Annotated in this window: 22 protein-coding genes; 8 read left to right on the top strand and 14 right to left on the bottom strand. The window is 67.7% G+C overall.

Translation table 11 applies throughout. From position 1 onward, the window contains the following. Positions 1–21: 21 nt before the first annotated feature. Positions 22–1,023 (bottom strand): zinc-dependent alcohol dehydrogenase family protein, encoded by a 1,002-nt coding sequence (locus tag ACEN9G_RS02775; protein ID WP_413338260.1) that lies wholly within the window; start codon positions 1,021–1,023, stop codon positions 22–24. 183 nt (positions 1,024–1,206) lie between these two features. Between ACEN9G_RS02775 and ACEN9G_RS02770 the strand changes: the two genes are divergently transcribed. After that, a complete protein-coding gene (locus ACEN9G_RS02770) occupies positions 1,207–2,118 on the top strand; it encodes a LysR family transcriptional regulator (RefSeq protein ID WP_413338258.1) in 912 nt (303 codons plus the stop codon). Between the two features lie 27 nt (positions 2,119–2,145). Here ACEN9G_RS02770 and ppc read toward each other — a convergent pair whose 3' ends face one another. Further along, positions 2,146–5,061: a phosphoenolpyruvate carboxylase gene (gene ppc, locus ACEN9G_RS02765; RefSeq protein ID WP_413338256.1), complete on the bottom strand. Its 2,916-nt coding sequence runs from the start codon at positions 5,059–5,061 to the stop codon at positions 2,146–2,148. A gap of 149 nt (positions 5,062–5,210) precedes the next feature. On the opposite strand from ppc, the gene hemC reads away from it, so the two are divergent. The 4 genes from hemC to ACEN9G_RS02745 are packed head-to-tail and all read left to right on the top strand — an operon-like array spanning position 5,211 to position 9,241. Next, positions 5,211–6,116 (top strand): hydroxymethylbilane synthase, encoded by a 906-nt coding sequence (gene hemC / locus ACEN9G_RS02760; RefSeq protein ID WP_495605574.1) that lies wholly within the window; start codon positions 5,211–5,213, stop codon positions 6,114–6,116. Next, entirely contained in the window at positions 6,109–6,879 is a 771-nt protein-coding gene (locus tag ACEN9G_RS02755; protein WP_483127659.1) for a uroporphyrinogen-III synthase, read from the top strand. Before hemC ends, ACEN9G_RS02755 begins: the two co-directional genes overlap by 8 nt. Further along, on the top strand, positions 6,876–8,027 hold the full coding sequence (locus ACEN9G_RS02750; RefSeq protein WP_413345607.1) for a uroporphyrinogen-III C-methyltransferase: 1,152 nt from the start codon (positions 6,876–6,878) through the stop codon (positions 8,025–8,027). The genes ACEN9G_RS02755 and ACEN9G_RS02750 overlap by 4 nt, the downstream gene beginning before the upstream one ends. 47 nt (positions 8,028–8,074) lie before the next feature. Continuing rightward, the gene (locus ACEN9G_RS02745; protein ID WP_495605520.1) at positions 8,075–9,241 is read left to right on the top strand and encodes a heme biosynthesis protein HemY; all 1,167 of its coding nucleotides are present in this window, start codon (positions 8,075–8,077) and stop codon (positions 9,239–9,241) included. A gap of 3 nt (positions 9,242–9,244) precedes the next feature. On the opposite strand, the gene ACEN9G_RS02740 is transcribed toward ACEN9G_RS02745, so the two are convergent. Further along, positions 9,245–9,436, bottom strand: coding sequence for a hypothetical protein (locus ACEN9G_RS02740; RefSeq protein ID WP_413339841.1), 192 nt, complete (start codon positions 9,434–9,436; stop codon positions 9,245–9,247). 275 nt (positions 9,437–9,711) lie between these two features. On the opposite strand from ACEN9G_RS02740, the gene ppa reads away from it, so the two are divergent. After that, positions 9,712–10,248 carry an inorganic diphosphatase gene (gene ppa, locus ACEN9G_RS02735; protein ID WP_413339843.1) on the top strand — a complete coding sequence of 179 codons (537 nt, stop codon included), beginning with the start codon at positions 9,712–9,714 and terminating at the stop codon, positions 10,246–10,248. 61 nt (positions 10,249–10,309) lie between these two features. Here the strand turns inward: ppa and ACEN9G_RS02730 are convergent, their stop codons facing one another. The 10 genes from ACEN9G_RS02730 to ACEN9G_RS02685 form a co-directional block, all read right to left on the bottom strand. Beyond that, entirely contained in the window at positions 10,310–11,767 is a 1,458-nt protein-coding gene (locus ACEN9G_RS02730; RefSeq protein WP_413339845.1) for a PA domain-containing protein, read from the bottom strand. Further along, positions 11,754–12,143 (bottom strand): post-PEP-CTERM-1 domain-containing protein, encoded by a 390-nt coding sequence (locus ACEN9G_RS02725; protein ID WP_413339846.1) that lies wholly within the window; start codon positions 12,141–12,143, stop codon positions 11,754–11,756. The genes ACEN9G_RS02730 and ACEN9G_RS02725 overlap by 14 nt, the downstream gene beginning before the upstream one ends. A gap of 13 nt (positions 12,144–12,156) precedes the next feature. Continuing rightward, positions 12,157–12,819 (bottom strand): choice-of-anchor J domain-containing protein, encoded by a 663-nt coding sequence (locus ACEN9G_RS02720; protein WP_413339847.1) that lies wholly within the window; start codon positions 12,817–12,819, stop codon positions 12,157–12,159. 167 nt (positions 12,820–12,986) lie between these two features. Continuing rightward, positions 12,987–14,057, bottom strand: coding sequence for a branched-chain amino acid ABC transporter permease (locus ACEN9G_RS02715; RefSeq protein WP_413339849.1), 1,071 nt, complete (start codon positions 14,055–14,057; stop codon positions 12,987–12,989). 1 nt (position 14,058) lies between these two features. Beyond that, a complete protein-coding gene (locus ACEN9G_RS02710) occupies positions 14,059–15,081 on the bottom strand; it encodes a branched-chain amino acid ABC transporter permease (RefSeq protein WP_413339851.1) in 1,023 nt (340 codons plus the stop codon). Between the two features lie 7 nt (positions 15,082–15,088). Continuing rightward, a complete protein-coding gene (locus ACEN9G_RS02705; protein WP_413339853.1) occupies positions 15,089–15,814 on the bottom strand; it encodes an ABC transporter ATP-binding protein in 726 nt (241 codons plus the stop codon). A 22-nt stretch (positions 15,815–15,836) separates the two neighbouring features. Continuing rightward, a complete protein-coding gene (locus ACEN9G_RS02700; protein ID WP_413339855.1) occupies positions 15,837–16,598 on the bottom strand; it encodes an ABC transporter ATP-binding protein in 762 nt (253 codons plus the stop codon). A gap of 1 nt (position 16,599) precedes the next feature. Then, the gene (locus ACEN9G_RS02695; protein ID WP_413339857.1) at positions 16,600–17,793 is read right to left on the bottom strand and encodes a substrate-binding domain-containing protein; all 1,194 of its coding nucleotides are present in this window, start codon (positions 17,791–17,793) and stop codon (positions 16,600–16,602) included. Between the two features lie 44 nt (positions 17,794–17,837). After that, positions 17,838–18,713 carry an alpha/beta fold hydrolase gene (locus tag ACEN9G_RS02690; RefSeq protein WP_413339858.1) on the bottom strand — a complete coding sequence of 292 codons (876 nt, stop codon included), beginning with the start codon at positions 18,711–18,713 and terminating at the stop codon, positions 17,838–17,840. 92 nt (positions 18,714–18,805) lie between these two features. Then, complete coding sequence (locus tag ACEN9G_RS02685; protein ID WP_413339860.1) at positions 18,806–21,100, bottom strand: TonB-dependent receptor; 2,295 nt, start codon at positions 21,098–21,100, stop codon at positions 18,806–18,808. 344 nt (positions 21,101–21,444) lie between these two features. Between ACEN9G_RS02685 and ACEN9G_RS02680 the strand changes: the two genes are divergently transcribed. Together ACEN9G_RS02680 and ACEN9G_RS02675 are read left to right on the top strand one after the other, a co-directional pair. Further along, positions 21,445–22,365 carry a LysR family transcriptional regulator gene (locus ACEN9G_RS02680; protein ID WP_413387612.1) on the top strand — a complete coding sequence of 307 codons (921 nt, stop codon included), beginning with the start codon at positions 21,445–21,447 and terminating at the stop codon, positions 22,363–22,365. Continuing rightward, on the top strand, positions 22,362–22,889 hold the full coding sequence (locus ACEN9G_RS02675) for a GNAT family N-acetyltransferase (protein WP_483127657.1): 528 nt from the start codon (positions 22,362–22,364) through the stop codon (positions 22,887–22,889). Before ACEN9G_RS02680 ends, ACEN9G_RS02675 begins: the two co-directional genes overlap by 4 nt. On the opposite strand, the gene ACEN9G_RS02670 is transcribed toward ACEN9G_RS02675, so the two are convergent. Next, positions 22,886–25,195: an FdhF/YdeP family oxidoreductase gene (locus tag ACEN9G_RS02670; RefSeq protein WP_413340734.1), complete on the bottom strand. Its 2,310-nt coding sequence runs from the start codon at positions 25,193–25,195 to the stop codon at positions 22,886–22,888. The two genes, ACEN9G_RS02675 and ACEN9G_RS02670, sit on opposite strands and share 4 nt — an antisense overlap. Positions 25,196–25,311 lie beyond the last annotated feature (116 nt).

The following is a 25,311-nucleotide window of genomic DNA, read 5'->3' as shown; positions in this document are numbered from 1 at the left end:
GGACGCGACGTGTCCCCCTGCTCAGGCCACCGACACGACCAGCTTGCCGGCGGCGGTGCCGTCGGCGATGGCGCGATGCGCGTCGGCCACGTTGGCGAGCGTGTAGTCGGTCGGGTCGATGCGAATATTGACCTTGCCGGCTTCCACCAGCCGGGTGGCCTCGCGCATGATGGCGCCGTGCGCGGCGCGGCGCTTGCCGCTGATGAGGGGCAGCAGCGTGAAGACGCCCGAGTACGTCGCGGCACGGAAGGACAGCGGCGCCAGCGCATGGGTGCCCCAGCCGAGGGCGCTGACGACGTGGCCCCCATACAGGCGGGCGGCGCGGAACGAGGCGTCGAGGGTGGCACCGCCGACCGTGTCGAAGACGATGTCGAAGCCTGCGCCGTCCGTGTACTGCGCCACGTAGTCGTCCACGGTGCGCGTGCGGTAGTCGATCGCGGTGGCGCCGTATCCTTCGATGATCTCGCGCTGGCTTGCCGAGCCGGTCGCATACACGTCGGCGCCGAAAGCGCGGGCGATCTGCACGGCGATGTGGCCGACGCCGCCCGCACCGCCGTGGACCAGCACTTTCATGCCCGCGCCGACCTTGGCGCGATCCAGCAGGCCTTCCCAGGCCGTGATGAACACGAGGGGCAGCGCCGCGGCTTCGCGCATCGACATATTGCGCGGTTTGTGTGCCAGCAGGTCCGCATCGACCGCGGCGTATTGCGCCAGCGATCCTTGCACGCCCGCGATGCCGCCCGTCATGCCGTAGACCTCGTCGCCGGGGCGGAAGCCTTCCACGCCGGGGCCGACGGCTTCCACGACGCCGGCCATGTCGATGCCGAGGATTGCCGGCAGGACCGTGTGTGCGTGATCGGCCTTGCCGGCCACGATCTTGGTGTCGAGCGGATTCACGCCGCTCGCCGCGACACGGACCAGGACCTGGCCGGGACCGGCGACCGGACGGGCGACGTCGCGCAGCACGAGGGGTTCGTTGTACGCGGTCAGGACAACGGCTTGCATGGTGGTCGGGTTGCTCATGATATTTCCTTTCGGGCGGTTGTGGTTGGCACCAGCTTCGATCGCAACGCCAGTGAACCCAGTGTAGGAAAAATGCGCAGCCGGAAAAATGGCTCGGCCGCCAATGCAGAATTTCGGATTCGTGGATAATCGGATTGCCACTGTTACAATACCCGCCTGTCACTCATGCCGGGACGAGGAAGCATGGACCGCCTGGATGCATTGAAAGTCTTCTGTTGCGTCGTGGAAGCTGGAGCGTTCAGCCGTGCGGCCGACCGGCTGGGGATTTCCACGTCTTCGGTGACGAACCAGGTGGCGTCGCTCGAGAGCCATTTTCGGGTGAAGCTGCTGAACCGCACGACGCGCCGCATGTCCCTCACCGACGAGGGGCGCCAGTGCTACGACAACGCGGTTCGGCTGCTGGGCGACATGGATGAACTCGAAAGCGCGCTGCGGCAGTCGAATGCGACGCCCAGCGGCGTCCTGCGGGTCGACATGCCGGGCATCGTTGGCGACCTGATTGTCGCGCCGGCGTTGCCGCTGTTCTTCCGCGACTATCCGGATATCACGGTCCGGATGACGGCCAACGACCGCTTCGTCGACATGGTCGAGGAGGGCATCGACGTCCTCGTGCGGATCGGGAACCTGCCCGATAGCCACCTCGTCGCACAAACCCTGGCGACGACGCGTTATGTCTGCTGTGCCGCGCCGGATTATCTGGCACGACGCGGCACGCCGCAGTCGCCCGACGATCTGCCGGCATTCGACTGCCTGAACTTCGTTTATCCGAAATCGCGCCGCATCCGCCCGTGGTTCTTCGAACGGGATGGACAGCCCGCGCCGCTGGCGCTGCGCGGTGTCTTCGGCACGGATCACGTCGAAACGCTGGTGGCGGCCGCGGTGGCCGGCGGCGGCATCATCCAGGTCTTGTCGTTGTCCGTGCAGGACAAGATAGCAAGAGGTGTTCTCGTTCCCGTCCTGGCGGATTACGCCGCCGCCGGGCCGGACGTCTCGGTGCTGTTCCAGCGGCAGCACCTGCGCGCGGCGAAGGTCAAGGCGTTCGTCGACTTCCTGCGCGAGACGTTCAGGCGGCAAGAGCCCGGCGGTTCGGGGTGAACCGCCGGGCGATGGGCGGGCGGTCCGTCAGCCCGTGTTGCGCAACCCGGCCGCCACGCCGTTGATGGAGAGATGGATGCCGCGGTGCACCCGCTCGTCGACCTTCTCCTCGGCCGACAGCGCCCGATGCCGCTGGATCAGCTCGACTTGCAGGTGATTGAGCGGATCGAGATAGGCAAACCGGTTCTGGATCGACCGCGCCAGCAGCGGGTTGTTCACGAGGCGTTCCTCCGTGCCCGTGACGAGCGTGAGGCAATGCAGCGTCTCCGCATACTCGGCCGCGATGCGCTTGAAGATGCGCTCGCGCAGATCGGCATCCGGCACCAGTTCCGCGTAGCGCGATGCGATGGCGAGGTCGGTCTTGGCCAGCACCATGTCCATGTTCGACAGCAGCGTCGCGAAGAACGGCCAGTGCTCTCCCATCTCGCGCAGCAGCGCCAGGCGCTCGTCACGGTCGCCTTCCGCCAGCCAGCCGGAGACGGCGGCGCCGAAGCCGAACCAGCCCGGCAGCAGCAACCGGCACTGGCCCCACGAGAAGCCCCACGGGATCGCGCGCAGGTCTTCGATGCGGCGCGTCGACTTGCGTGACGCCGGGCGCGAACCGAGGTTCAGTTCCGCGATCTCCGCGATCGGCGTCGCGGCGAAGAAATAGTCCGTGAAGCCCGGCGTCTCGTACACGAGGTCGCGGTACGCCTTGTAGGCGCGCTGCGACAGCTCGGCCATCACGGGCTCGAAGCGCGCCAGGCGTTCGATCTGTTCGCGGTCCGCGTCGTGCGGCATCAGGCCCGCTTCCAAGGTCGCGGCGACGAGCAGTTCCAGGTTGCGGCGGCCGATTTCCGGATTGCTGAACTTCGACGAGATGATCTCGCCCTGTTCCGTCAGGCGGATCTGGCCGTTGACGGTGCCCGGCGGCTGCGCGAGGATCGCGTCGTAGCTCGGGCCGCCGCCGCGGCCCACCGTGCCGCCGCGGCCGTGGAACAGGCGCAGCTTGACGTTCGCGTCCGCGAACACCTTCACCAGCTTCAGCTCGGCCTGGTACAGCTCCCAGTTCGACGTCAGGAAGCCGCCGTCCTTGTTCGAGTCCGAATAGCCCAGCATGACTTCCTGCAGGCGGCCCTGGCCCTCGATCACGTCCGATACGATCGGCAGCGCCATCCACGTGCCCATGATCTCGGCCGCGCGCTGCAGGTCGGGGATGGTCTCGAACAGCGGGATCACCATCGCGTCGCTCTTCTTCTCGCTGGGACGGAAGAGCCCCGTTTCCTTTTGCAGCAGCAGGACTTCCAGCAGGTCGGACACTTCTTCCGTGTGCGAGATGATGTAGTTGCGGATCGCGCGCGTGCCGTAGCGCTTGCGGATCTCGCGCGCCGTGCGCAGGATCTGCAGTTCGGAATTCGTGATGTCCGAATAGCTTTCGTACGGCGTGTACAGCAGGCGCGGCTGCGCCAGTTCGTCCAGCAGCAGTCTGACTTTCGCGTCCTCGGACAGCGCGGCGTAATCGCTTTCCACGCCCGCGCGCGCGAACAGCTCGGCCAGCACTTTCTCGTGCACGTCGGAGCTCTGGCGCATGTCGAGCGAGGCGAGGTGGAAGCCGAAGATGCGCGCGGCGCGTACGAGGCCGTTCAGGCGCGGCACGGCGAGGATCGCGCCGTGGTTTTCGTTCAGCGAATCGGCGAGCACCTGCAGCTCGGCGCGGAATTCGGATGCGTCGCGGTACGCGTCCGCATGGCCCACTTCCTTGCGCAGGATGTTGGTGGCGCCCAGTTCGCGCGCCGTCGACGCGAGGCGGGCGTAGACGCCGATCAACGCGCGGCGGTACGGCTCGTCGCTGCGGTGCGGGGAGTGGTCAGGCGACGCATCGGCCAGCGCCAGCAGCGCGGGGCTCGCGGACACGAGCAGCGTGGACGGCGACAGCTCCGCGCCCAGCGCGTGCACTTCGTCGAGATAGAAATCGAAGATGGTCGTCGAGTGGCGCACGAGCGCGCGCTGCATCGTCGCGGCGTTGACGTTCGGGTTGCCGTCGCGGTCGCCGCCGATCCAGCTGCCCATCTGCATGTAGGCCGCGTCGTCCAGGCCGGCGGCCGCCGTACCGTACTGCGCCGCGATCTCTTCCTCGACGTCGTCGTACACGGCCGGCAGCTCGCGCAGGAATGTCGTCCGGTAGTAGGACAGGGCGTTCTCGATCTCGTCCGCCACCGTCAGTTTTTCGTAGCGCAGCATGCGGGTCTGCCACAGCGTCGCGATGCGCGCCTGCAGCAGTTGCAGGTTGCGCGCGCGTTCCTTCGGCGTCAGCGGCAGGTCGCGCTCGGCCAGCAGGCGCGCGATGTCGTGCTCGGCGTCGAGCGTCGACTTGCGCTGGACTTCGGTCGGGTGCGCCGTCAGAACAGGGGCGATCAGCGCTTCGCGGAGAAAAGCCTCCACCGTACTCTGCGCGACGCCGGCGTCCTTCAACCGGGTGAGGGCGTAGGCGACGCTGGACGGCTGCGGCTTCGAGCCGGCCAGCAGGTGGGCGCGGCGGCGGCGGATGTGGTGCTGGTCTTCCGCGATGTTGGCCAGGTGCGAGAAGTACGAGAAGGCGCGCACGACGGAGTTCGTCTCTTCGCGCGACAGTTTCGCCAGCAGTGTCTTGAGTTCGGTGCCGGCTTGCTCGTCGTCTTCGCGGCGGAAGCGCACGGCGGTCTGGCGGATCGTCTCGACGACGTCGAACACGGCTTCGCCTTCCTGATCGCGCAGCACGTCGCCGAGGAGGCGGCCGAGCAGGCGGATGTCTTCTTTCAGCGGCGCGTCCTTGTCGACGTTGCCGGGCGGTTGGGGGGAGAGTGCAGCGGGATTGTCCATATCGACCATGGTTGAATTGTTGAAACTGCAGATACAACGAATCGGTATTACCAAAGGTCCTGCGGGGCGCGCTGGCGGTTTGCCATGGCCTGCTGGTAGGCCCATGCTAGAATTTGTGATCTCAGGTATGGGCTTAACCGGCGCTGCCCGATCCGGGCGCAACGACAGTGAAAGAAACCGTTTTGAACTCCAACGACACGACGCAGCACGTTCCCGCGCAACTGATTATCGCATCGCGCGAAAGCCGCCTGGCCATGTGGCAGGCCACGCATGTGCGCGACCGGCTCGCAGCATTATATCCGCAGTGCCAAATCGACATTCTCGGCATGACCACGCGCGGCGACCAGATTCTCGACAAGACGTTGTCGAAGGTCGGCGGCAAGGGTTTGTTCGTGAAAGAGCTCGAAGTGGCGATGGCCGACGGCCGTGCCCACCTGGCCGTGCACTCCCTCAAGGACGTGCCGATGGAATTGCCGGAAGGCTTTGAATTAGCCGCCATCCTCGAACGCGAAGACCCGCGCGACGCGTTCGTCTCCAACGATTTCGACAGCCTGGCCGCGTTGCCGTCCGGCAGCATCGTCGGCACGAGCAGCCTGCGCCGCCAGGCCCTGATCGCCGCGCGCTATCCGCAGCTCGTGATCAAGCCGCTGCGCGGCAACCTCGACACGCGCCTGGGCAAGCTCGACCGTGGCGACTACGCCGCGATCATCCTCGCCGCCGCCGGCCTCAAGCGCCTGGGCCTCACGCGCCGCATCCGTGCCTACCTCGAGCCGGAAGACAGCCTGCCGGCCGCAGGGCAGGGCGCGATGGCGATCGAGATCCTGTCCGGCAATGCCGCCGGTTTCGACGTCCGCGCACTGCTGGCGCCGCTGAACCACACGCAGACGGCGCAGGCCGTGCAGGCCGAACGTAAAGTGTCGCAACTGTTCGGCGGCAGCTGCCAGATCCCGCTGGCGGCGCACGCGACCGTCGACGGCGACACCTTGCACCTGCGCGCCATGGTCGCGACGCCGGACGGCCGCCGCAGCGCGTTCGCGGACGCCAGCGGCCCCGCCGCGTTGCCGGAGGCCGTGGGCGAGCAGGTGGCGCAAAAGCTGGCCGCGCAGGATGCCGCCGGGATCCTGGCCGAATGCAAGGCGACCGCCGCGGGCGATGCCTGACGCGGTCGTCATCACCCGTCCGCGCCAGCAGGCCGAGCCGCTGGCCCGCGCGGTGGCGGCGCTCGGCCGCACACCGTTCATCTTGCCATTGTTGGACATTTCTCCGCTGCTTGATGCCACCCCGCTGCGCGCCGCGCTCGCCCGCCTGCGCGAGTATGCGCTGGTCGCGTTCGTGTCGCCGAACGCCGTCGACGCCGCATTTGCCCATCTCGACGCGTGGCCGGCCGAGGTGGCGCTCGCCGTCGTGGGCGAGGGCAGCCGGGCCGCGCTGGCCCGCCACGGCATCGCCGGCGACGGTTACCGCGTCCATGTGCCGCTCGACCCGGCCCGCAGTGATTCCGAACACCTGCTGCAGGCACTCGACCTGGCCGCGCTGGCGGGCCGCAAGGTGCTCGTCGTGCGCGGCGAGACGGGGCGCGAAGTGTTGCCGGATGCGTTGCGCGCGGCCGGCATCGAGGTCGAGACCGTTGCCGCCTACCGCCGTGCCGTTCCCGTGCTGACGCCGGACCTGGCCGCGTCGCTGCGTGCCTTGCTGGCCGGCCCGAACGACTGGATAATCACGAGCTCGGAAGCCCTGCGCGGGCTGGCCGGTCTCGTCGAGCAGCTTGACGGTGGAATAAGTGTGGCAAATTTGCAACGGCAGCGCCTGATCGTTCCGCATGCCCGCATCGCGGAAACGGCCTCCGCACTCGGTTTCACCACTGTGACGCTCACAGGGTCGGGCGACGAGCGGCTGCTTGCCGCGTTACAATCACGAGCATGAACGAATTGCCCAACAATCCAGAAAAACCAAACATGGGCGGTCCGGTCGTTCCGCCGGAAAGCTATGTGACGCCGGCGCCGATGGGCCCGGGCGAGCCCCGCGTTCCCGAGGGGGGCCGCGTCGGCGGGTTGCTGCAGAAGCCGCAGAACGTCGCGATCCTCGCGCTGGCCATCTTGCTTGCCCTCCAGACGTATTCCACGCACAGCCGTTTCAACAAGCTGCGCGAGGATGTCGCGCGCACGTTGCAAAAGGACAATGCCTCGAACGCCGAGACGGCGCAGACCGTGCGCGAGATCCAGGAGGCGGCCAAGGAATTGCAGGTGAAGGTCGGCGTGCTGGAAAACCGCCAGACCGAGGCGCAGAGCCAGCAGGCCGCGCTCGAGCAGATGTACCAGGACATCTCGAAGAACCGTGACGAATGGGCGCTGTCCGAGATCGAGCAGGTGCTGTCCACCGCGAGCCAGCAGCTGCAGCTGGCCGGCAACGTGCAGGGCGCGCTGATCGCGCTGCAGAACGCCGACCGGTCCCTGTCGCGCTCCGACAAGCCGCAATTCATCACGATCCGCCGCGCCATTGCGCGTGACATCGAGAAACTGAAGGCGCTGCCGTCCGTCGACCAGCCCGGCATGGCGCTGCGCCTCGACAACGTCATCTCGCAGATCGACAATCTGCCGCTGCTGTCCGACGAAAAGCCGGCCGAGCCGATCGCGCCGTCGCGCGTCAACGCGCCCGCCGCCGGGAAAACGGCGGCGCCGGCCGAGCGGACGCTGGCCCAGCGCGCCGTCGAGACGTGGCGCAACTGGAGCCACGAGATGTGGGACGACATCCGGCAATTGATCCGCGTGCGTACGGTCGACAATCCGGATGCGCTGATGCTGTCGCCGAGCGAATCGTATTTCGTGCGCGAGAACCTCAAGTTGCGCCTGCTGAACGCGCGCCTGGCGCTGCTGTCGCGCAACGAAGGCACGTTCCGCGACGACATCAATACCGCACAGCAGCAGCTCGTGAAGTACTTCGACACGAAGGCACGCTCGACCCAGGCCGCGCAGGCCCTGCTGCGCCAGGTGCAGGCCAACAACGTCACCATCGACGTGCCCGACTTGTCGGAGAGCCTGAACGCCGTGCGCAATTACAAATCGAAGCCGTGAAGCGCGGGGCCTGAACGATGCGTTTATTACTCTGGTTAGTCGCCTTGATGGCTGCGGCGATCGGCATCGCCGTGACCGCGCGCTTCAATCCCGGCAACGTCGTCTTTTTCTATCCGCCGCACCGGATCGACTTGTCGCTGAACCTGTTCGTCGTGCTGGCGTTCCTGCTGTTCCTCGTGCTGTACGGCCTCGTCCGCGCAGTGCGTGCCACGCTGGGCATGCCCGAGCGCGTGGCCCAGTACCGCTACCGCAAGCGTGAACGCGAAGCGAATCGCGGCCTGCGCGAAGCGTTGAAAGCCTTGTTCGAAGGCCGCTTCGGCCATGCCGAGAAGGCCGCCATGCGCGCCGCCGACCTGCCCGAGAACGCCGGCCTCGCCGCGCTGATCGGCGCCCGCGCCGCGCACCGCATGCGCGAACCGGCGCGCCGCGACGCCTGGCTCGCGGGCATCGTGCACGACCAGTCCCTCAAGACGGCGCGTCTGATGACGGTCACGGAACTGCTCGTCGACGACCACAAGCCGGAAGGCGCGCTGGAAGCCGTCGCGGAACTGAACGCCAGCGGCCAGCGCCATATCCACGCGCTGCAATGGGCCATGAAGGCCAACCAGCAGGCCCGCAACTGGCCTGAGGTGCTGCGTCTGGTGCGCATCCTCGACAAGCGCAACGCCTTGCACCCCGCGCTGTCCGCGCGCCTGCGCGAACTGGCCTACGACGCGCTGCTGTCCGAAGGCGGCCACGACGCCGAATCGATCCGCCGCGTGTGGGCCGGCGTCCCCGCCGGCGACCGGGTGAAACCGGCCATCGCGGCGCGTGCCGCGGCTGCCCTGAATGCGCGCGGCCTGCACGACGACGCCCGCGGCATCGTCGAGGATGCACTGAAAGCCGGCTGGGACGAGCGCGTCGTGCGCGCCTACCGCGAGGCGGCCGGTCCGGAAGGTTCGGCCACGCTGCTGGCGCAGATCGAAAATTGCGAAACCTGGCTGCGCGCCCATCCGAACGATCCGGAACTGGAACTGACGCTGGGTTCCCTGTGCCTGCGCCAGAAACTGTGGGGCAAGGCCCAGCGCTACCTGGAGCAGGCGCTGTCCGACGCCACCGAGCCGCACATGGTGCGCGAAGCCCACCTGAAACTGGCGCAGCTGCACGAGGCGCTGGGCCAGCGCGAAGAGGCCGACAGGCATTACCGGTTGTGCGCGCTGGCGACGGTGCTGTGACCGTCACGCGCGGTGTGCGTCCCGCTTGCCGCGCACGATGATCACGGCCATGTGGCCCGGCGTGCCGATGCTGTTCGCGACCGGGACGGCCGGCATTGCCCGGGCATCCGGCAGGCGGTCGATGACGGTCGATCCGGCGCCGGCGATGGCCAGCGTCGCGATGAAGATGGCTTCCATGTGTTTCTGGATGTTCATGTCGCTCCCCTCGGATTGGTGACGCGGGCGGCTGCCCCGTCGACGACCATCCAGCAGGAGGCGTGCCATCCGGCGATCGGGGGATTCCCGTGGCAAAAGAGGCCTGCCGAGTCGGGACCCCGCCAACACTGTGCTGCCGTGTGTGGGGGCCGGACCAACAGACTGCCTGTTGCGGCGGGCATTTCGGTGCTTACGCAACCTTGTGCAGCGCACAAGCCCAAGGCGATTCGTTATAATCGACCTTTTATTGTTTCCCCAGCAACCAAGGACTATCCATGAGCCTGAATAACGTCAACGCCGGCCGCGATGTGCCGAACGACTTCAACGTCGTCATCGAAATCCCGATGAACGCCGACCCGATCAAGTACGAAGTGGACAAGGAATCCGGCGCGATCTTCGTCGACCGCTTCATGGGTACCGCCATGCACTACCCGTGCAACTACGGCTACATCCCGAACACGATCGCCGACGACGGCGACCCGTGCGACGTGCTGGTCATCACCCCGTTCGCGCTGATCCCGGGCGTCGTCGTGCGTTGCCGCGCACTGGGCGTGCTGAAGATGACGGACGAAGCCGGCGGCGACTCGAAGATCCTGGCCGTGCCGGTCGAAAAAATCCTGCCGGTCTACGCGCACCTGCAAAAGGTCGAAGACGTCCAGGAATTGACCCTGCGCCAGATCCAGCACTTCTTCGAGCACTACAAGGACCTGGAAAAGGGCAAGTGGGTCAAGGTCGAAGGCTGGGAAGGCCCGGACGCGGCAAAGGAAGAGATCCTCGCCGGCGTGAAGAACCACGAGTCGAAGGGCGCATAATTCCCGCCCCTCCGGATGCAAGGGCCGCCACCCTGGGGTGAGCGGCCCTTTGTCGTTTACGTCACCACCCGATGTCGCGCAGCAGCGGGTACGTCAGGTCGCGCGGCGGCGTCACTTCGTGCGTCAGGTCGGTGTTGATCGCCGGTTCCATCAACTGGTTCGGCTTGGCCTCCGTCGTGTAGTGCGACACGGTCGAGCCCGGCGAGTACGCGGTCGGCGTGTACATCAGGATGCGGCCCGCGCTGTCCGTGCCGGCCAGGCGCGTCGTGTCGAGCCCCAGGCCGGCCAAGACGCCCGATTGCGTGCGCGAGCGGCGCTCCAGCGCCGCCTTCAGCCGGATGCCGTCGGCCTGCGTGATGCGCACGGACGGAATCGTGATGCTGGCGTCGTTGCCGCTCATGCCGCCGACGTCGCCCGGCTGGTTGTCCGCCACGACCATGCCCAGCGCACCCGCCGCCTGCACGTTGCGCGCCTTGGTGACGAAGTCGCACGTGCCGCGGTCCACGAGGGCGATGTTGCCGCGCACGGCGAGGCGGTTCACCGCATTCAGCGGATCGCAGGCGAGGCCCGTGCCGGTGGACTGGTCGACGACGGGCATCAGCTGGCCGGCGACGGGCGGATTGGACAGCGGCGGGCCGAACGACGCATCGCCCACTGCATAGTTGCCCGCGGCGGTGCCGGCGGCGGCGCCGCTGACGGCCAGGTTCGAGACCGGGTCCAGCACCTGCGGCACGGCGGCCGTCACGATGGGCCCGTTCCAGGACAGTCCGCGCCACGACACGGCCGACTGGGCGCGTTCGGCGTCCGTCATTTCCACCCACAGCTTGCCCGTGCGGTTGTTCAGCAGGTAGTAATCCCAGATCGACGGGATGCCCTGGATCTCGGCGCCCGTCTCGTCGTCGGTGAACGTCTGGAAGCCGAGGCCGTGCGCGAATTCGTGCAGCAGCACCGTGACGAGGTCGATCTGGCTGCCGAACTGGTCGTCGAGGCCGAGGTAGAAGCCGGAGCCGGGCAGGCAGTCGGGGAACAGCCCGAGGCGCGAGTTGAAGCGGGCGATGATGTGCGGCTCGCCCGGCGTCGCAACGTCCTGGCCCGCCAGCTTGCTGGCCAGGGCGCTCGGATACCACGTCGACGTGCGCGGCGCGCCGGGGAAGTCGGACCAGACCTCGTTGGCGCCGGCCGCGCCGAGGACGGCACTCGTGGCCGTGCACGACAGCGGCTCGAACGACGCGCCGATGCGGATCGGCACGCTGCTCGTGAGCGTCGCGCCCCAGATGTCGGCCGCGCGCCGGAATGCGTTCAGGCGCTGCTCGCCAAGCGTCGTGCCGGTATTGCCGCCGACGGGCGCGACCGGGGTGGCGTCGTTGAATCCGACGCCGGGCGCGTTCAGGTTGACGATCACGATGGTGGCCGCGGCCTGGGCCGAGGCGGCCGCGCCAAAGGTGAATGCACAGGCGGCAGCGATGCCGGCGAGGGCGCCCAGGGCCCGTTGCAGGCGCGACGATTCAACGGCTTTCATGCTTCGGCTCCCCGTGGATGTGGTCCGGGTTGTGGTCCAGTGTCCGGCCCTGCACGCATTCGCTCGTCAGCTTGCCGTCGGGACCGCGCGTGACGACTTCGTAGACCATGCTTTTCTCGCCGAGGCGCACGCCGCGCGAGCCGTCGCGGCGGCTCATCGTACCTTGCGCGCGGGGTGCGGCGAGGCCGGCGGTGGCCGGTGCCCTGGCGCGCAGCTCCTTCAGCTCGTCGGCCGTCGGCGCGCGCAACTGGCCGGTCTGCGGATCGCGCACGACGACCATGCCTTCCTGGCCCGCAGCCCTGGCGTGCATCGAAAAGGCGGCCAGCACGCACAGGGCGGCCAGCGTGCCGATGGTGAGCAGTTTTTCCTTGGACATGGCTTCCTCCGGTTCAAAGGCGTGACTGGCGGCGCAGCAGGGTGATCATGCCCAGGCCCAACGCCAGCATCGTCCAGTGCGCGGGCTCCGGCACCGCCGTCACTACCGAGACCGTATCGAGGCCGACATAGTTCAGGGTATCGGCCGGTCCCAGGTAGCGGAATGCGAAGCGGCCGTTGCCGCTGTTCGCGATGGTCGCCGTGAACTGCTGCCAGTCCGTCGGATAGCCGGCCGTGCCGCCGATCGTCGTCAGCAGCGTCGTGAAGTCGGCCATGTCGGTGCCCGTGCCCGCCGCGTAACGCACTTCGAGCAGGTCGTTGAAGCCGGGCAGGGCATCGTGCCGCGTGTAAAAGCTCAGCACCGTGGTGCCGGACAGGTCGAGCACCGGCGTGATCAGCCAGTTGTCGACGCTGCCGTTGCCGTTCGCGGCGCTGAGGAAGTTGGCGGCCGCATAGGCATCGGGCGCGCCGGACTGGGCGGGGAACAGCGCCGGGTTGCCCTGGAACCACGCGCTGCCGGCCGGCACGCTGTGGTTCACCTGGGCCCATCCGGCGAGGCCCGCCACGTCGTCGAATCCTTCGCTGAGCACTTCGACCCCGGCCGCCCGCGCGGTCGACGCGCCCAATGCGGCCAGCGACAGCGCGGCTGTCGCGAACAAGGTTTTTACGGGTTTCATGGACGCCCTTTCATGTCATATGAATGGGCTCATCTTATGAGTCGGATGATGACGATCCTTGATTTTCAGCTAACGAACGGCGTGGACAAAGCTGAGGTATCGATGGGCGGGCCGCGACGGGCCGCGCGACGGGACAGGAGGGCAAGGCTGCCCTCCGGCGGATGGGATCAGCGTGCGAAGCGGCGCAGCCGCAGCTTGCCGACGATGCCGATCGGGAAGAAGTAGATGGAGAGGATGAACAGCACGCCGAGCCACAGCATCCAGCGGTCCGGATGCAGCGCGGCGGCCAGCAGCGGGACGCCGGACAGCATCCCGGAGGCCTGGCCCATCAGGGTCTTGAGATAGTTCTGCGCGAGGATGAACAGCGTGGCGCCCACGACCGCGCCATACATCGTGCCCATGCCGCCGATGACGACGATGAGCAGGATGTCCGTCATCACTTCGAAGCCGAGGCTCGTCTTGGGCCCGACGTAGCGCAGCCACAGGGCCATCAGCGCGCCGGCCAGCGCGGCCACGACGGCGCCCAGCACATTGGCCCAGATGCGGTAGACGACGGTGCGGTAGCCGAGCGCCTCGGCGCGGAACTCGTTCTCGCGGATCGCCTGCAGCACGCGGCCGAACGGCGAGTTCACGAGCCGCAGCAGGAACAGGAACAGCACGAGGCAACCCGCGAACACGACGTAATAGGTGACCAGCTTGCCGTCGACGCTGCGCCCGAACACCTCGTTCTCCATCAGCGTGAAGCCAGGCGACAGGACTTCCGGCACGCTGAACGTGCGGCCATCCTCGCCGCCGGTGAAGTCCGACAGCTGCGACGCGAGCACGGAGAACGACGACGCGACGGCCAGGGTGATCATCGCGTAGAAGATGGCGCGCACGCGCAGGGCGAACAGGCCGATGACGAACGCAAGGACCACGGTCAGCGCGAGCGCGGCGACGATGCCCGTGACGATGGCGCCCCAGGTCGGCTCGTCCACGCTGGCCAGTGCGATGCCGACGCCGTACGCGCCGATGCCGTAGAACATCGTGTGGGCGAACGAGACGATGCCGGTATAGCCGAGCAACAGGTCGTACGACGCGACGAGCACGATGTAGACGCAGATCGTGGCCGCCGTGTTCAGCGGGCGCGCGCCGGAAAAGAGGAACGGCGCGAACAGCAGGCCGAGCAGGATGACGACGAGGAGGGCGGTCAGCGCGCGGCTGCGCGGCAGGTCGCCGGAGAGAAGCTGGGTCAGCATGTCAATGACGTCCTTTCGAGTACAGGCCGGCCGGGCGCCACAGGAGGACGGCGATCATCAGCACGATGTTCGAGACGAGCGCCACCTTCGGCGCGAGGAAGCCGGCGTAGTTGGCGACGAGCGCGATCAGCAGGGAGCCGATGAAGCAGCCGCCGACGGACCCCAGGCCGCCGATGATGATGACGATGAACGTCAGCACCATGATCTCGCTGCCCATGTGCGCCACGAGCGTTTCCTTGTACAGGCCCCACATGACGCCGCCGAGGCCCGCCAGCGCGGAGCCGGCCGCGAATACGCCCACGAACAGGCGGCGGATGCGGTAGCCCAGCGCCTCGACCATCTCGCCGTTCTCGACGCCGGCGCGGATCAGCAGGCCGATCCTGGTGCGGTTCAGGGTGACGAACATCGCGGCGAACACGACGAGGCCGACGACGACCGCCAGCAGCCGGTATTTCTCGATCGCGGCCTCGCCCAGGAACACGGCGCCGCGCAGGGCGGCCGGCAGCGGCAGGGCGATCTGTTCGGAACCCCAGATCACGTTGATGAGCTGTTCGGACACGATCATGCCGCCCATCGTGATCAGGATCTGTTTCAGGTGCTGGCCGTAGACGGGCATGATGACGACCCGTTCGAACGCCCAGCCGAGCAGCGCCGTCACGACCATCGCGAGGAGGACCGCGAGGCCCAGCACGCCGAGGTTGGCGAGCAGCGAATCCATCTGGAGCCAGCCGCGCATCGGCAGCAGCACGAACGTCGCGGTGAATGCGCCGACGGAGACGAAGGCGCCGTGGCCGAAGTTCAGCACGCTCATCAGGCCGAACACCAGCGTGAGGCCGCTGGCCATAATGAAGATCATCATGCCCATCGCGAGCCCGGCCACCGTCAGGGTGACCCAGGTCGGCAGGCTCATGAAGGGCAGCGCCGCCAGCACGACGGCCGGCACGAGCAGCAGCGGGGCGAGGTCGCGCCGTGCCGCCGGCAGCGGGGCGTCCGCCTGCTGCGCAATAGGTAAGGTTGCACTCATCGTTGTCCTATTGGTGGGAGTCGAGCGACAGGCCCAGCAGGCGCTGCTGCAAGGTCTCGTCGTGCGCCAGGTCGTGCATTAGCCCCGCGTGGACGACATGGCCGTCGTCCATCACGCTCACGCTGTCGCCCAGGGTGCGCACGAAGTTGAAATTCTGTTCGACGAGCAGGATGGTCGTGCTCGTGTCCTTGAGGTCGCGGAATGCCGCCATCAGGCTTTGCACGATCGCGGGTGCGAGGCCCTTGGTCGGCTCGTCCACGAGCAGGAGCTTCTTCGGCTCGACGATCGCGCGGGCGATGGCCACCATCTGCTTCTGGCCGCCCGACAGATTGCCCGCCGGGTAGTTCCAGAATTTCTTCAGCGCGGGGAAGAAGCCGCAGATCCAGTCCACGCGCGCCGCGTCCAGCGGGCCGTTGCGCGCGGCGAGATACAGGTTCTCGCGCACCGTCAGTTCGGAAAACACGGCCATGCTTTCCGGGACGTAGGCGATGCCGGCGCGGGCGATGTCGGGTGTGGACAGCTTCGTGATGTCGCGGCCGTCGAACGTGATCGTCCCGCGGCTGGCCTTCCACAGGCCCATGATGGTGCGCAAGGTCGTCGTCTTGCCGGCGCCGTTGCGGCCCAGCAGCACGGCCAGGCCGCCGCGCGGGACGACGAGGTCGACGCCCTGCAGGATGTGGTACTGGCCGATGTGGGTGTGGACGCCGGACAGCGTGAGGATGGGTTCGGTCATGGGCAGTTTCGTTCTCAGCGTGTCAGGCGGGTTCGGGGGTGCCAAGATAGGCCTCCTGCACGATTTTCGATTGCATCACCTCGGCCGGCTGGCCATCCGCCACCAGGGTGCCGTTGTGCAGCACGATGATGCGGTCCGCGAGCGCACGCACGACGTCCATCTTGTGTTCGACGAGCAGGACGGTCCGGTTGCGCTCGGCCTTGACCTGGTGGATCAGGTCGAGCACGACCGGCACCTCGTCCACGCTCATGCCGGCCGTGGGTTCGTCGAACATCAGGATGGACGGTTCCAGCGCCAGCAGGATCGCCACCTCCAGCTTGCGCTGGTCGCCGTGCGACAGCGTGCCGACGAGAGAGGCGCGCTTGCCGCTCATCGACACGCGCTCGAGGTAGTGTTCGGCGCGCTGGATGACTTCCTTGTGGCCGAACCACAGCGACAGCATGCTCATGCCGATGCCGGCGCGGCTTTGCACCGCGAGCCGCACGTTCTCCAGCACCGTCAAATGCGGGAACAGGTTCGTCAGCTGGAACGCGCGCCCGACGCCCAGGCGCGTGCGGCGCGCGGGCCCAAGCCGCGTGACGTCCTGGCCGCCCACGAACACGCTGCCGGACGTCGCGGGCAACTGGCCCGAGACCAGGTTGAAGTACGTCGTCTTGCCGGCGCCGTTCGGGCCCACGATCACGGTCAGCGTGCCCGGATAAAACTCGGCCGTCACCGCGTTGACGGCCACGTGGCCGCCGAAGCGGATGGTCAAATCGCGCGTGGCGAGCGAAGGCGCGGCCATGTCAGCGTTTGTTCCGCACGGGCAGCGGCAGCTCGCTGGCCGGGATTTCGCGCACCAGTTCCAGCAGGTCCCATTCGTTCTTCTGGTCCTTCTTGATGCGGAAGTGGTACATCGGCTGCAGCGCCTGGTGGTCTTCCTTGCGGAAGGTCATCGTGCCCTTCGGCGTCTCGAACGACATGCCTTCCATCGCCGCCGCCATCTGGTCGCCGTTCCCGGACGGGACTTTCTGCAGCGCCGCGACGACGGCCGCCGCCGCCGCCATGCCGCCTGCCGTGAACATGTCGGGCGGCACCTTGTAGCGCTTCGTGTGCTCGGCCACGAGCCAGTCGTTCATCTTGTTCTTCGGGAAGCCGTAGTAGTAATTGATGGTGCCTTCCGTGCCGGCATAGGCCTTCCACGTCTTCATCACGGGCAGGATGTTGCCGCCCGGGGCCAGCGAGATGCCGTAGCGTTCCGGCTTCATGTCCGCGATCTTGTTCATCGGGTTCGGGCCGGCCCAGACGATCGCCAGTACGCGCGGCTGCGGCTTGTCCTTCAGCGCGTCGAACAGGCGCTGCGTGGGCGCGGTGAAGTCCGTCGCGGCGGCCGGCGCGTATTCCTCGTGCACGACGTTCGCCTTGCTGCCCGTGGCGGCCAGTGCTTCCTTGCCGGCCTTGATGGCGTCGCGGCCGAACGCGTAATCCTGCGCGAGGAATGCGACGCTGCCGTTCTTCAGCGTCGACGCGGCGGCCAGCGCATCCTGCATCGAATTGCGCGCGGTGCGGAAGATGTACTTGTTCCACTTGGCGCCCGTGATCTCGTCGGCCACGGCCGGCTCGACGATCAGCACCTTCCTGTATTCCTTCGCGACGGGCAGCATTGCGAGCGCGGCGCCGGACGACGTCGTGCCGACGGCGATGTCGGCCTTGTCGTCGCCATAGGCTTCCGCCAGCAGCGTGCGCGAGAGGTCGGGCTTGCCCTGGTCGTCCTTGACGATCACCTTCAGCTTGCGGCCGTTGATTTCCATCTTGCCGCCCGTGAGGTATTCGAGGCCCAGCATGAAGCCGGTCTCCGTTTCCCTCGCATAGGATTCCAGCTGGCCCGTCTTGCCGGCGATGAGGGCGACTTTCAGGTCGGGAGCGGCGAGCGCGGAAGCTGTCGCCGTCATGGCGAAGGCGGCGAACAGGGCGAAGGGCAGGGGTTTTACGTATTTCATCTCGTCTCCTTGAGATGGTGGGCACGGGGTGCCCACCCTACTTTTTAGGGTACTTGGGCCAGGAAATGCAGGATCGCATCGAGTGCGACGGGTTCCGTCAGCATCGGCGCATGGCCCACGTTCGGGACTTCGACGCAGGCCATCGTCGGCGCCGCGCGCCGCATCCATGCGGCCTGGCGTTCTTCGAGCAGGTCCGACAGCGTGCCGCGCACGAGCAATACGGGGCGTTCCTGCGTGAGCTTGCGGAACGCCATCCGCAGCGGCAGCGACGTCGGCCTGAGTTTACCGGTTTGCAGCGCGATCGCAATATTCGGGTCGTAGCGTGGCGCCAGCCGGCCGGCGGCGTCCGGGGCGAAGGCGCGGCGCGCCCATTTGTCCCAGTCGGCATCGACGTTGTCCGGGAAGGCGCACGCGTTGATGGCGCGGACGTAGCCGGCGGCGGCGGGCCACGAATCCACCGCAGCCGTCCGGCCCGCGTAGCCGGCGATGCGTGCCAGGCCTTTTTCCGAGATCACGGGGCCGATGTCGTTGATCACGGCGGCGGCGATCAGGTCGATGTGCTTCGCGGCCAGGGTCATCGTGATCAGGCCGCCCATCGACGTGCCGACGAACACGGCGCGCGGGATGTGCTGGTTCGCCATGAACCGGGCGACGTCCCCGGCGTACACGCTCGGCGTGTAGTTGTCGGGATTCGGATCGCGCTGCGACTCGCCGCGGCCGCGCATGTCGAGCGCCAGCACGCGCCGGCCCTGGCGCGCGACGATCGGTGCGAACTCGTCGAAGTCGGATGCGTTGCGCGTCAGTCCGTGGATGCAGATCACGGGCAGGCGCCCCGTCGCGCCGGCGTCCGCGGGGTAGTCCCGCGCATGCAGCGCGAGGCCGTCGTTGCTCGTATAGCGGATGGAGGTGTAGTTGGCCACGCTGGCGATATCCTGTCGTTCGATGTTCGGTAGTGCGGCGGATGCCGGTGTGGGGCGCGTGGCCGGGCGGGCCGGCCACGCGGTGGGGCGGGTCAGAAGCGGTACTCGATCGTCCCCTGCACGGTGCGCGGCGCACCGTAGAAGGCCGTCAGCGTGCCTTCGTTGCCCAGGGTCGGGAACAAATAGCCCGCCGTCTTGTAGTGCACGTCCGACAGGTTCTTGCCGTGCAGGCCGGCGCGGATCTTGCCGTCGGCGCGGGTCCAGACGATGCTGGCATCGTACAGCTTGTACGCGTCCTGGTCGATCACGGACGGCGTCTCGAACTGGTACGTCTGGCCGCGGTACGACGCGCTGCCGATCAGCGACAGGCGGCCGTTGTAGCCCGCCAGCGGCATCGGCACCTCGTAGGTGGCGCGCAGGTTCGCCGAGTTGCGCGGCGTATTCTGGAAGTGGCGCTGGTCGGCCACGTTCACACCCGCCACGATGTACTCGTTATATTTGGCGTCGATGTAGCTGTACATGCCGGACAGCGAGAATTCCTTCGTCAGATGGGCCACGGCCTCGAATTCGAAGCCCTTGATCTTGGCCTTGCCGGCGTTGGTCGTGAGGCCCGCGAAGCTGTCGTCCTTGCCGTCGCCGTTCGTGTCGATGGCCACCGAGCCCGGGATCTGCACGTCCTTGTAGTCGCTGTAGAACACGGCCGTGTTGGTCGTGATGCGGCCGCCGTTGAACGAGGATTTCAGGCCCAGCTCATAGGTGCCGATCGTCTCGGGCTTGTAGCCGGCGCGGGCCTGCGCCAGCGAGATCTTCGTGCCGACCACGTTCGTGCGAGGATCGAAGCCGCCGCCCTTGAAACCCTTCGAATACGACGCGTACACGTTCTGCGACGGCGTCGCCTTCCAGCTCAGGGCGATGCGCGGCGTGAACTTCTTGTCCTCGCGCGACAGGTCGCGCAGGTCGGTGTCGGTGCGGAACAGGATCGCGCCCGGGTTGCCCATCTCCGGCGTGCCTTTCATGCCCAGGTAGATCTGGCGGTAGATGTCGGCGTCGCGCTTGTCCACCGTGTAGCGGCCGCCCAGCGACAGCTGCAGCGCGTCGGTCAGGTTGTAGCTGCCGTCGGCGTATGCGGCCCAGGCCTTCGTGTCGATGCTGCCGCTCGTGAAGGTGCTGGTCGGGACGGCGCCGGCGAGGATCGTGTCGAACTTGTTGTACGCGTTCGCGTCGATGTAGTAGACGCCGGCCACGCCCTGGATCTTCGGACCCGTGTAGGTCAGGTTGAATTCCTGGCTGAACTGGCGGTTCGTGTACAGCGCCGGCACTTCCATGTCGACGACGGGCAGGGAATCGAAGTCGATCGGCGCCCACGATTTATCCTGGCGCTGCGCGGTGATCGACTTGAACGTCAGCTCGGGCGACACGTTCCACTCGACGGTGGCGGCGACGCCGTGCTGGCGCACCGACTGCTTGTGGCCGAGGGCCGTCAGCATCTCCGCATTCGTGTCGTACACGTTCGACAGGATCGGGGCGCCGCTCGTGCGGCCGACGATGAGGCGGTGGCCGTTCTTCGGATGCGAGTCGTCCTGCGTGATGTCGCCGGCGAGGCGGATGAACAGGTCGGGCGTCGGCGTCCATTCGGCCGACAGGCGCGCGGCTTTCAGGTCCTTGTCGTAGTTCGGCGAGCCGTCGAACAGGTTCGTGCCGTAGCCGCCGTGCTTGAAGCGCGCGACCGTGCCGCCCACGCGCAGCTGCTCGTTGACGGGCGTGCTGGCCGTGATGACCGCGTCGCGCTCCTGGTAGTTGCCCAGGGTGCCGCGCAGGCGCACGTCCGTCTGCGGGGCCAGCTTGCGGGTGACGTACTTGACGGCGCCGCCGATGGTGTTGCGGCCGTACAGCGTGCCCTGCGGGCCGCGCAGCACCTCGATGCGCTCGACGTCGTAGATGTCGGCCACGGCGCCCTGCGGACGGGCGAGATAGACGTCGTCCAGGTAGATGCCGACGCCGGATTCGAAGCCGGCCAGCGGGTCGGCCTGGCCCACGCCGCGGATGAACGCGGTCAGCGTCGAGTTGGTGGCGCGCGACGCCTTCAGGGTGGTGTTCGGCAGCGCCGTCGCCAGGGCGACGACGTCGGGGACGGCCTGCTTCGACAGCTGGTCGGCGCTGAACGCAGTAACGGACACCGGGACATCCTGCAGCGTTTCCTCGCGACGGCGCGCGGTGACGACGACTTTCTCGATCGTGCCTTCCGGTGCAGTGACGACACTGCCGGCGGCACCGCTGGCGGCACCCGTATCCTGGGCGTGCGCGGCGCCGGCGGCACCGCCGGACAGGACGAGCAGGGCGGCAGCCGAGCGCTGGATCAGCTGCTGTTTCTTCTTGCTAAGACGCATTGAGGTCTCCTGATTTTGTTGTGGTGTCATGCGTTCAGTCTTCGCATGCATCACAGTGTGCCTCGGATGAATTTGGCTGAAAAGACAACGCCGCGCCCACAGGGTGTGCATTTATGCACAACGCCGCGGGACGTCCCGTGAGGGGCGGCGCCAGAGGGCGCGGCGTGTCGCGACGTCCGGAAAGCGGGTTTGCTGTGCATACGCAAGCGCTGTTCCGAAAACGTTGCAGCGGCAATGTGCACTGGTGCACAATATGTCACCTTGATATCAAACAACGGTTCCCGAAAAAGCCGCAGCGAATGGCGATCCCATGCGTGGCGGGTCGGAGAATGGGGGAGACAGACATGCACAGCCTGCCGGAATGGACGGACCTGCGGTTTTTCCTGGAGCTGGCGCGCGCCGGCACCCTGTCCGGGGCGTCGCGCCGCCTGGACGTGGAGCACACGACGGTGGCGCGCCGCATCGACCGCCTCGAGCAGCAACTGGGCACCACGCTGTTCGACCGTTCGCGCGAGGGCTACGAGCTGACGGAGATGGGCCAGGCGCTGCTGCCGCACGCCGAAGCGATGGAAGGCGCGGCGCTCGCGGCCACCGAGCAGCTGGGCGGCGCGGAGGTCGCGGCGGCCGGCGTCGTGCGGCTGGGCGTGCCCGAGGTGTTCGGCACGCGGGTCGTCGCGCCGCTGCTCGTGAAGCTGTTCGAGGATCATCCGGATCTGTCGATCGACCTGCTGGCGCTGCCGCGCTTCGCCAACCTCGCCAACCGCGAGGCCGACCTGGGCGTCATGCTCGACCCGCCGTCGACGGGGCGGTACATGGTCACCCGTCTTGCCTCCTTCCGATTTTATTTGTACGCGGCGCCGACCTACCTGGCGAAGCACCCGCCGATCCGCACGCACGCGGACCTGGAGCGCCACGACTTCGTCGACTACGTGCAGGACCGCCTCGCGAGTCGCGAACTGTCGTACCTGAACGAGCTCGGATTCACGCCGCGCCGCCGGCTGTGCTGCTCGGGCATGACGGCGCAGATCGAGGCGGCATCGCTGGGCATGGGCCTCATGATGGCGCCGCCGTACGCCGTGCCGGACGACGGCCGCCTCGTGCCCGTGCTGCCGGGCTTTTATGCCGAGCGCTCGTTCTGGCTCGCGGCACCGACGGACCTGTACCGGCTGCGCCGCGTGAAAGTGGTGTGGGACCTGCTGCGCGACCTGGCCGACAACAATCCGACACTGTGGTGGCACAACGGCGACATGGGGGAGGCGGCATGAACGCGACGACGATCCGCGGCTACGTCGAGACCGACCACGCCGCGGTCAACAAGGTCGCGCTGGCCGCGTTCGCGCAATACGCGGGCGACTACGACGACTGGCCCACGTTCAGCGCGGGCATCGGCCGGATGGCCGACCTGGCCGCGGACGGCGACCTGCTTGTGGCCGAGCGTGGCGGCGTTGTCGCGGGGGCCGTCGTGCATGTGGGGCCGGGACGGCCGCGCAGCGCGATCTATCCGGACGACTGGTCGGTGATCCGCATGCTGGTCGTCGACCCGGCGGCGCGCGGCGGCGGCATCGGCCGCGCGCTCGTCGCGGCCACGCTCGAACGGGCGCAGTGTGCAGGGGCGCCGGCCATCGGCCTGCACACGAGTCCCATCATGACGACGGCGCTGCGGCTGTACACGTCGATCGGCTTCGTGCGCGAGCACGACCTGCCGCCGATCCGCGGCGCGCCGTACGCGCGTTACAGGCTGCCGGCAGCAAGCATTCCCGCAGCGCTGGCGCGTCTCGCCGCGCGCTAGCGTGCCGGGTGCAGCAGCACCGGAATCGACTTCGACGTCGGCGTGCCCGCGCCCACGGCCACGCTGTCCAGCGGCACGAGGGGATTCGTCTCCGGATAGTAGGCGCCGACGCAGCCGCGCGGGATGTCGTATTCGACGAGCAGGAAGCCGTCCGCGCGGCGCTCGATGCCGTCGTTCCACATGCTCGTGATGTCGACCTTGTCGCCCGCCTCCAGTCCCAGCATCGCGAGATCGTCGCGGTGGATGAACACGACGCGGCGCATGCCGAACACGCCGCGGTAGCGGTCGTCGAGGCCGTAGATGGTCGTGTTGTACTGGTCGTGCGAGCGGGTCGTCATCATGGTCAGCAGGCGCTCGCCGTGGATGGCGCGGGCGCGGTGGATGGCCGTATCGCGGTCGATCGCGTTGACGACGAACTGGGCCCGCGCGCTCGGCGTCGCCCACGTGCGCTCGCGCGACGCCACGCGCAGGTGGAAGCCGCCCGGCCTGGCCACGCGCGCGTTGTAGTCGTAGAAGTCGTCGAACACCTTCTCGATGTCGTCGCGGATCAGCGCATAGTTCGCGGCGCGGGCCAGCCAGTCCACCTTGCCGCTGCCGAGCGTGGCGTGGGCTATGCGCGCGACGATGGCGATCTCGGACAGCAGGTTCGGCGACGCGGGGCGGTTGATGCCGTACGAGATGTGCACCATGCTCATCGAATCTTCCACCGTCACGCCCTGCGCCACGCCGTCCTGCATGTCGATCTCCGTGCGGCCCAGCGTGGGCAGGATCAGCGCGTCGCGGCCGTGCACGAGGTGGCTGCGGTTCAGCTTCGTCGACACCTGCACCGTCAGCGCGCACTGGCGCAGGCCGGCCCACGTGAGCGGCGTGTCGGGCGTGGCGGCCGCGAAGTTGCCGCCCAGGCCGACGAACACGTTCACGCGGCCATCCACCATGCCGCGGATCGTCGCCACGACGTCGAGCCCGTGATGCCGCGGCGGAGAGAAGTCGAATACCTGGCCCAGCCGGTCGAGGAAGGCGGGCGTGGGGCGTTCCTCGATGCCGACCGTGCGGTCGCCCTGCACGTTGGAGTGTCCGCGCACGGGGCACAGGCCGGCGCCGCGGCGGCCGATCTGCCCGCGCATCATCATCAGGTTCGACAGCATCTGCACGGCCGCCACCGATTGCCTATGCTGGGTCAGGCCCATGCCCATGCCCCAGCATGCGATCACGCGTTCGGCGCTCGCGTACAGGCGCGCCAGGCGTTCGATCTCGGCGCGCGGCACGCCCGATTCCTCCAGCAGCATGCCCCAGTCCTCGGCGCGCAGGTCGGCCGCGAACGCGGCGAAGCCGGTCGTGTGGGCGTCGATGAATGCCGTGTCGAGCACGCGCGGATTGCCCGCGGCCTGGGCCTCGTCGTCCAGTTCCAGCACGCGCCTGGCCACGGCCTTGATGAGGGCCAGGTCGCCGGACACACGCGGGCGCACGAACATGGAACTGATCGGCGTGCTGGCATTGGTGAGCATCTCGGCCGGGCTTTGCGGATCCTGGAAGCGCTCCAGGCCGCGTTCCTTCAGCGGGTTGATCGACACGATGGCGGCGCCCCGTTTCGCGCATTCGCGCAGGAGGCCCATCATGCGCGGGTGGTTCGTGGCCGGGTTCTGGCCGAAGATCAGGATGGCGTCGGCCTCGTCGAAATCGTCCAGCGTGACGGTGCCCTTGCCGATGCCGACCGTGCCGGGCAGGCCGCGGCTCGTCGCCTCGTGGCACATGTTGGAACAGTCGGGGAAGTTGTTGGTGCCGACCATGCGCGCGAACAGCTGGTACAGGAACGCGGCTTCGTTGCTGGCGCGGCCGGACGTGTAGAACGCCGCGCGGTCGGGGTCGTCCAGCGCGTTCAGGTGGCGCGCGATGAGGGCGAACGCATCGTCCCACGCGATGGGGACGTACTTGTCGGTGGCGCGGTCGTACGCCATCGGGTCGGTCAGGCGGCCGTGCCGTTCCAGTTCGTAGTCGCTTTGCGCCATCAGTTCCGTCACCGTGTGCCGTGCGAAGAACTCGGGCGGCACGCGCTTGCTCGTCGCTTCCGCCGCCACGGCCTTGACGCCGTTCTCGCAGAATTCGAACGTGGACGTATGGACGCGGTCGGGCCACGCGCAGCCGGGGCAGTCGAAGCCGTCCGGCTGGTTCTGCGCGAGCAGCGTCCCGATGCTGTTCCTGCCCACGCGTTCGCGGACCAGGTTCAGCGCCACGTATTTCAGCGCGCCCCAGCCGCCGGCGGGGTTGGAGTACGGGGCGATGCGCCCTCCGGTGTCGTTCTCGGCCATGCTTGCCTCTCTTTTTGCGATGGCAACAGTGTCATGGATGAGCCTCCCACTGTGCAGATACAGTTGCGCAGATGACGATGGAGTACAGTTGGCCCGGCGGTGCTGCAACTGTACCG

It is taken from the genome of Massilia sp. Masssp94 (assembly GCF_059491305.1).
The sequence above is the reverse complement of the archived record's forward strand: the minus strand, read 5'-3'. Positions and strand labels throughout refer to the sequence as shown.

Coding starts and splice junctions, on each gene's coding strand:
- ACEN9G_RS02775 (WP_413338260.1), bottom strand. CDS start 1,023: ATGAGCAACCCGACCACCATGCAAGCCGTTGTCCTGACCGCGTACAAC.
- ACEN9G_RS02770 (WP_413338258.1), top strand. CDS start 1,207: ATGGACCGCCTGGATGCATTGAAAGTCTTCTGTTGCGTCGTGGAAGCT.
- ppc (WP_413338256.1), bottom strand. CDS start 5,061: ATGGGCCTACCAGCAGGCCATGGCAAACCGCCAGCGCGCCCCGCAGGA.
- hemC (WP_495605574.1), top strand. CDS start 5,211: ATGTGGCAGGCCACGCATGTGCGCGACCGGCTCGCAGCATTATATCCG.
- ACEN9G_RS02755 (WP_483127659.1), top strand. CDS start 6,109: ATGCCTGACGCGGTCGTCATCACCCGTCCGCGCCAGCAGGCCGAGCCG.
- ACEN9G_RS02750 (WP_413345607.1), top strand. CDS start 6,876: ATGAACGAATTGCCCAACAATCCAGAAAAACCAAACATGGGCGGTCCG.
- ACEN9G_RS02745 (WP_495605520.1), top strand. CDS start 8,075: ATGGCTGCGGCGATCGGCATCGCCGTGACCGCGCGCTTCAATCCCGGC.
- ACEN9G_RS02740 (WP_413339841.1), bottom strand. CDS start 9,436: ATGAACATCCAGAAACACATGGAAGCCATCTTCATCGCGACGCTGGCC.
- ppa (WP_413339843.1), top strand. CDS start 9,712: ATGAGCCTGAATAACGTCAACGCCGGCCGCGATGTGCCGAACGACTTC.
- ACEN9G_RS02730 (WP_413339845.1), bottom strand. CDS start 11,767: ATGAAAGCCGTTGAATCGTCGCGCCTGCAACGGGCCCTGGGCGCCCTC.
- ACEN9G_RS02725 (WP_413339846.1), bottom strand. CDS start 12,143: ATGTCCAAGGAAAAACTGCTCACCATCGGCACGCTGGCCGCCCTGTGC.
- ACEN9G_RS02720 (WP_413339847.1), bottom strand. CDS start 12,819: ATGAAACCCGTAAAAACCTTGTTCGCGACAGCCGCGCTGTCGCTGGCC.
- ACEN9G_RS02715 (WP_413339849.1), bottom strand. CDS start 14,057: ATGCTGACCCAGCTTCTCTCCGGCGACCTGCCGCGCAGCCGCGCGCTG.
- ACEN9G_RS02710 (WP_413339851.1), bottom strand. CDS start 15,081: ATGAGTGCAACCTTACCTATTGCGCAGCAGGCGGACGCCCCGCTGCCG.
- ACEN9G_RS02705 (WP_413339853.1), bottom strand. CDS start 15,814: ATGACCGAACCCATCCTCACGCTGTCCGGCGTCCACACCCACATCGGC.
- ACEN9G_RS02700 (WP_413339855.1), bottom strand. CDS start 16,598: ATGGCCGCGCCTTCGCTCGCCACGCGCGATTTGACCATCCGCTTCGGC.
- ACEN9G_RS02695 (WP_413339857.1), bottom strand. CDS start 17,793: ATGAAATACGTAAAACCCCTGCCCTTCGCCCTGTTCGCCGCCTTCGCC.
- ACEN9G_RS02685 (WP_413339860.1), bottom strand. CDS start 21,100: ATGCGTCTTAGCAAGAAGAAACAGCAGCTGATCCAGCGCTCGGCTGCC.
- ACEN9G_RS02680 (WP_413387612.1), top strand. CDS start 21,445: ATGCACAGCCTGCCGGAATGGACGGACCTGCGGTTTTTCCTGGAGCTG.
- ACEN9G_RS02675 (WP_483127657.1), top strand. CDS start 22,362: ATGAACGCGACGACGATCCGCGGCTACGTCGAGACCGACCACGCCGCG.
- ACEN9G_RS02670 (WP_413340734.1), bottom strand. CDS start 25,195: ATGGCCGAGAACGACACCGGAGGGCGCATCGCCCCGTACTCCAACCCC.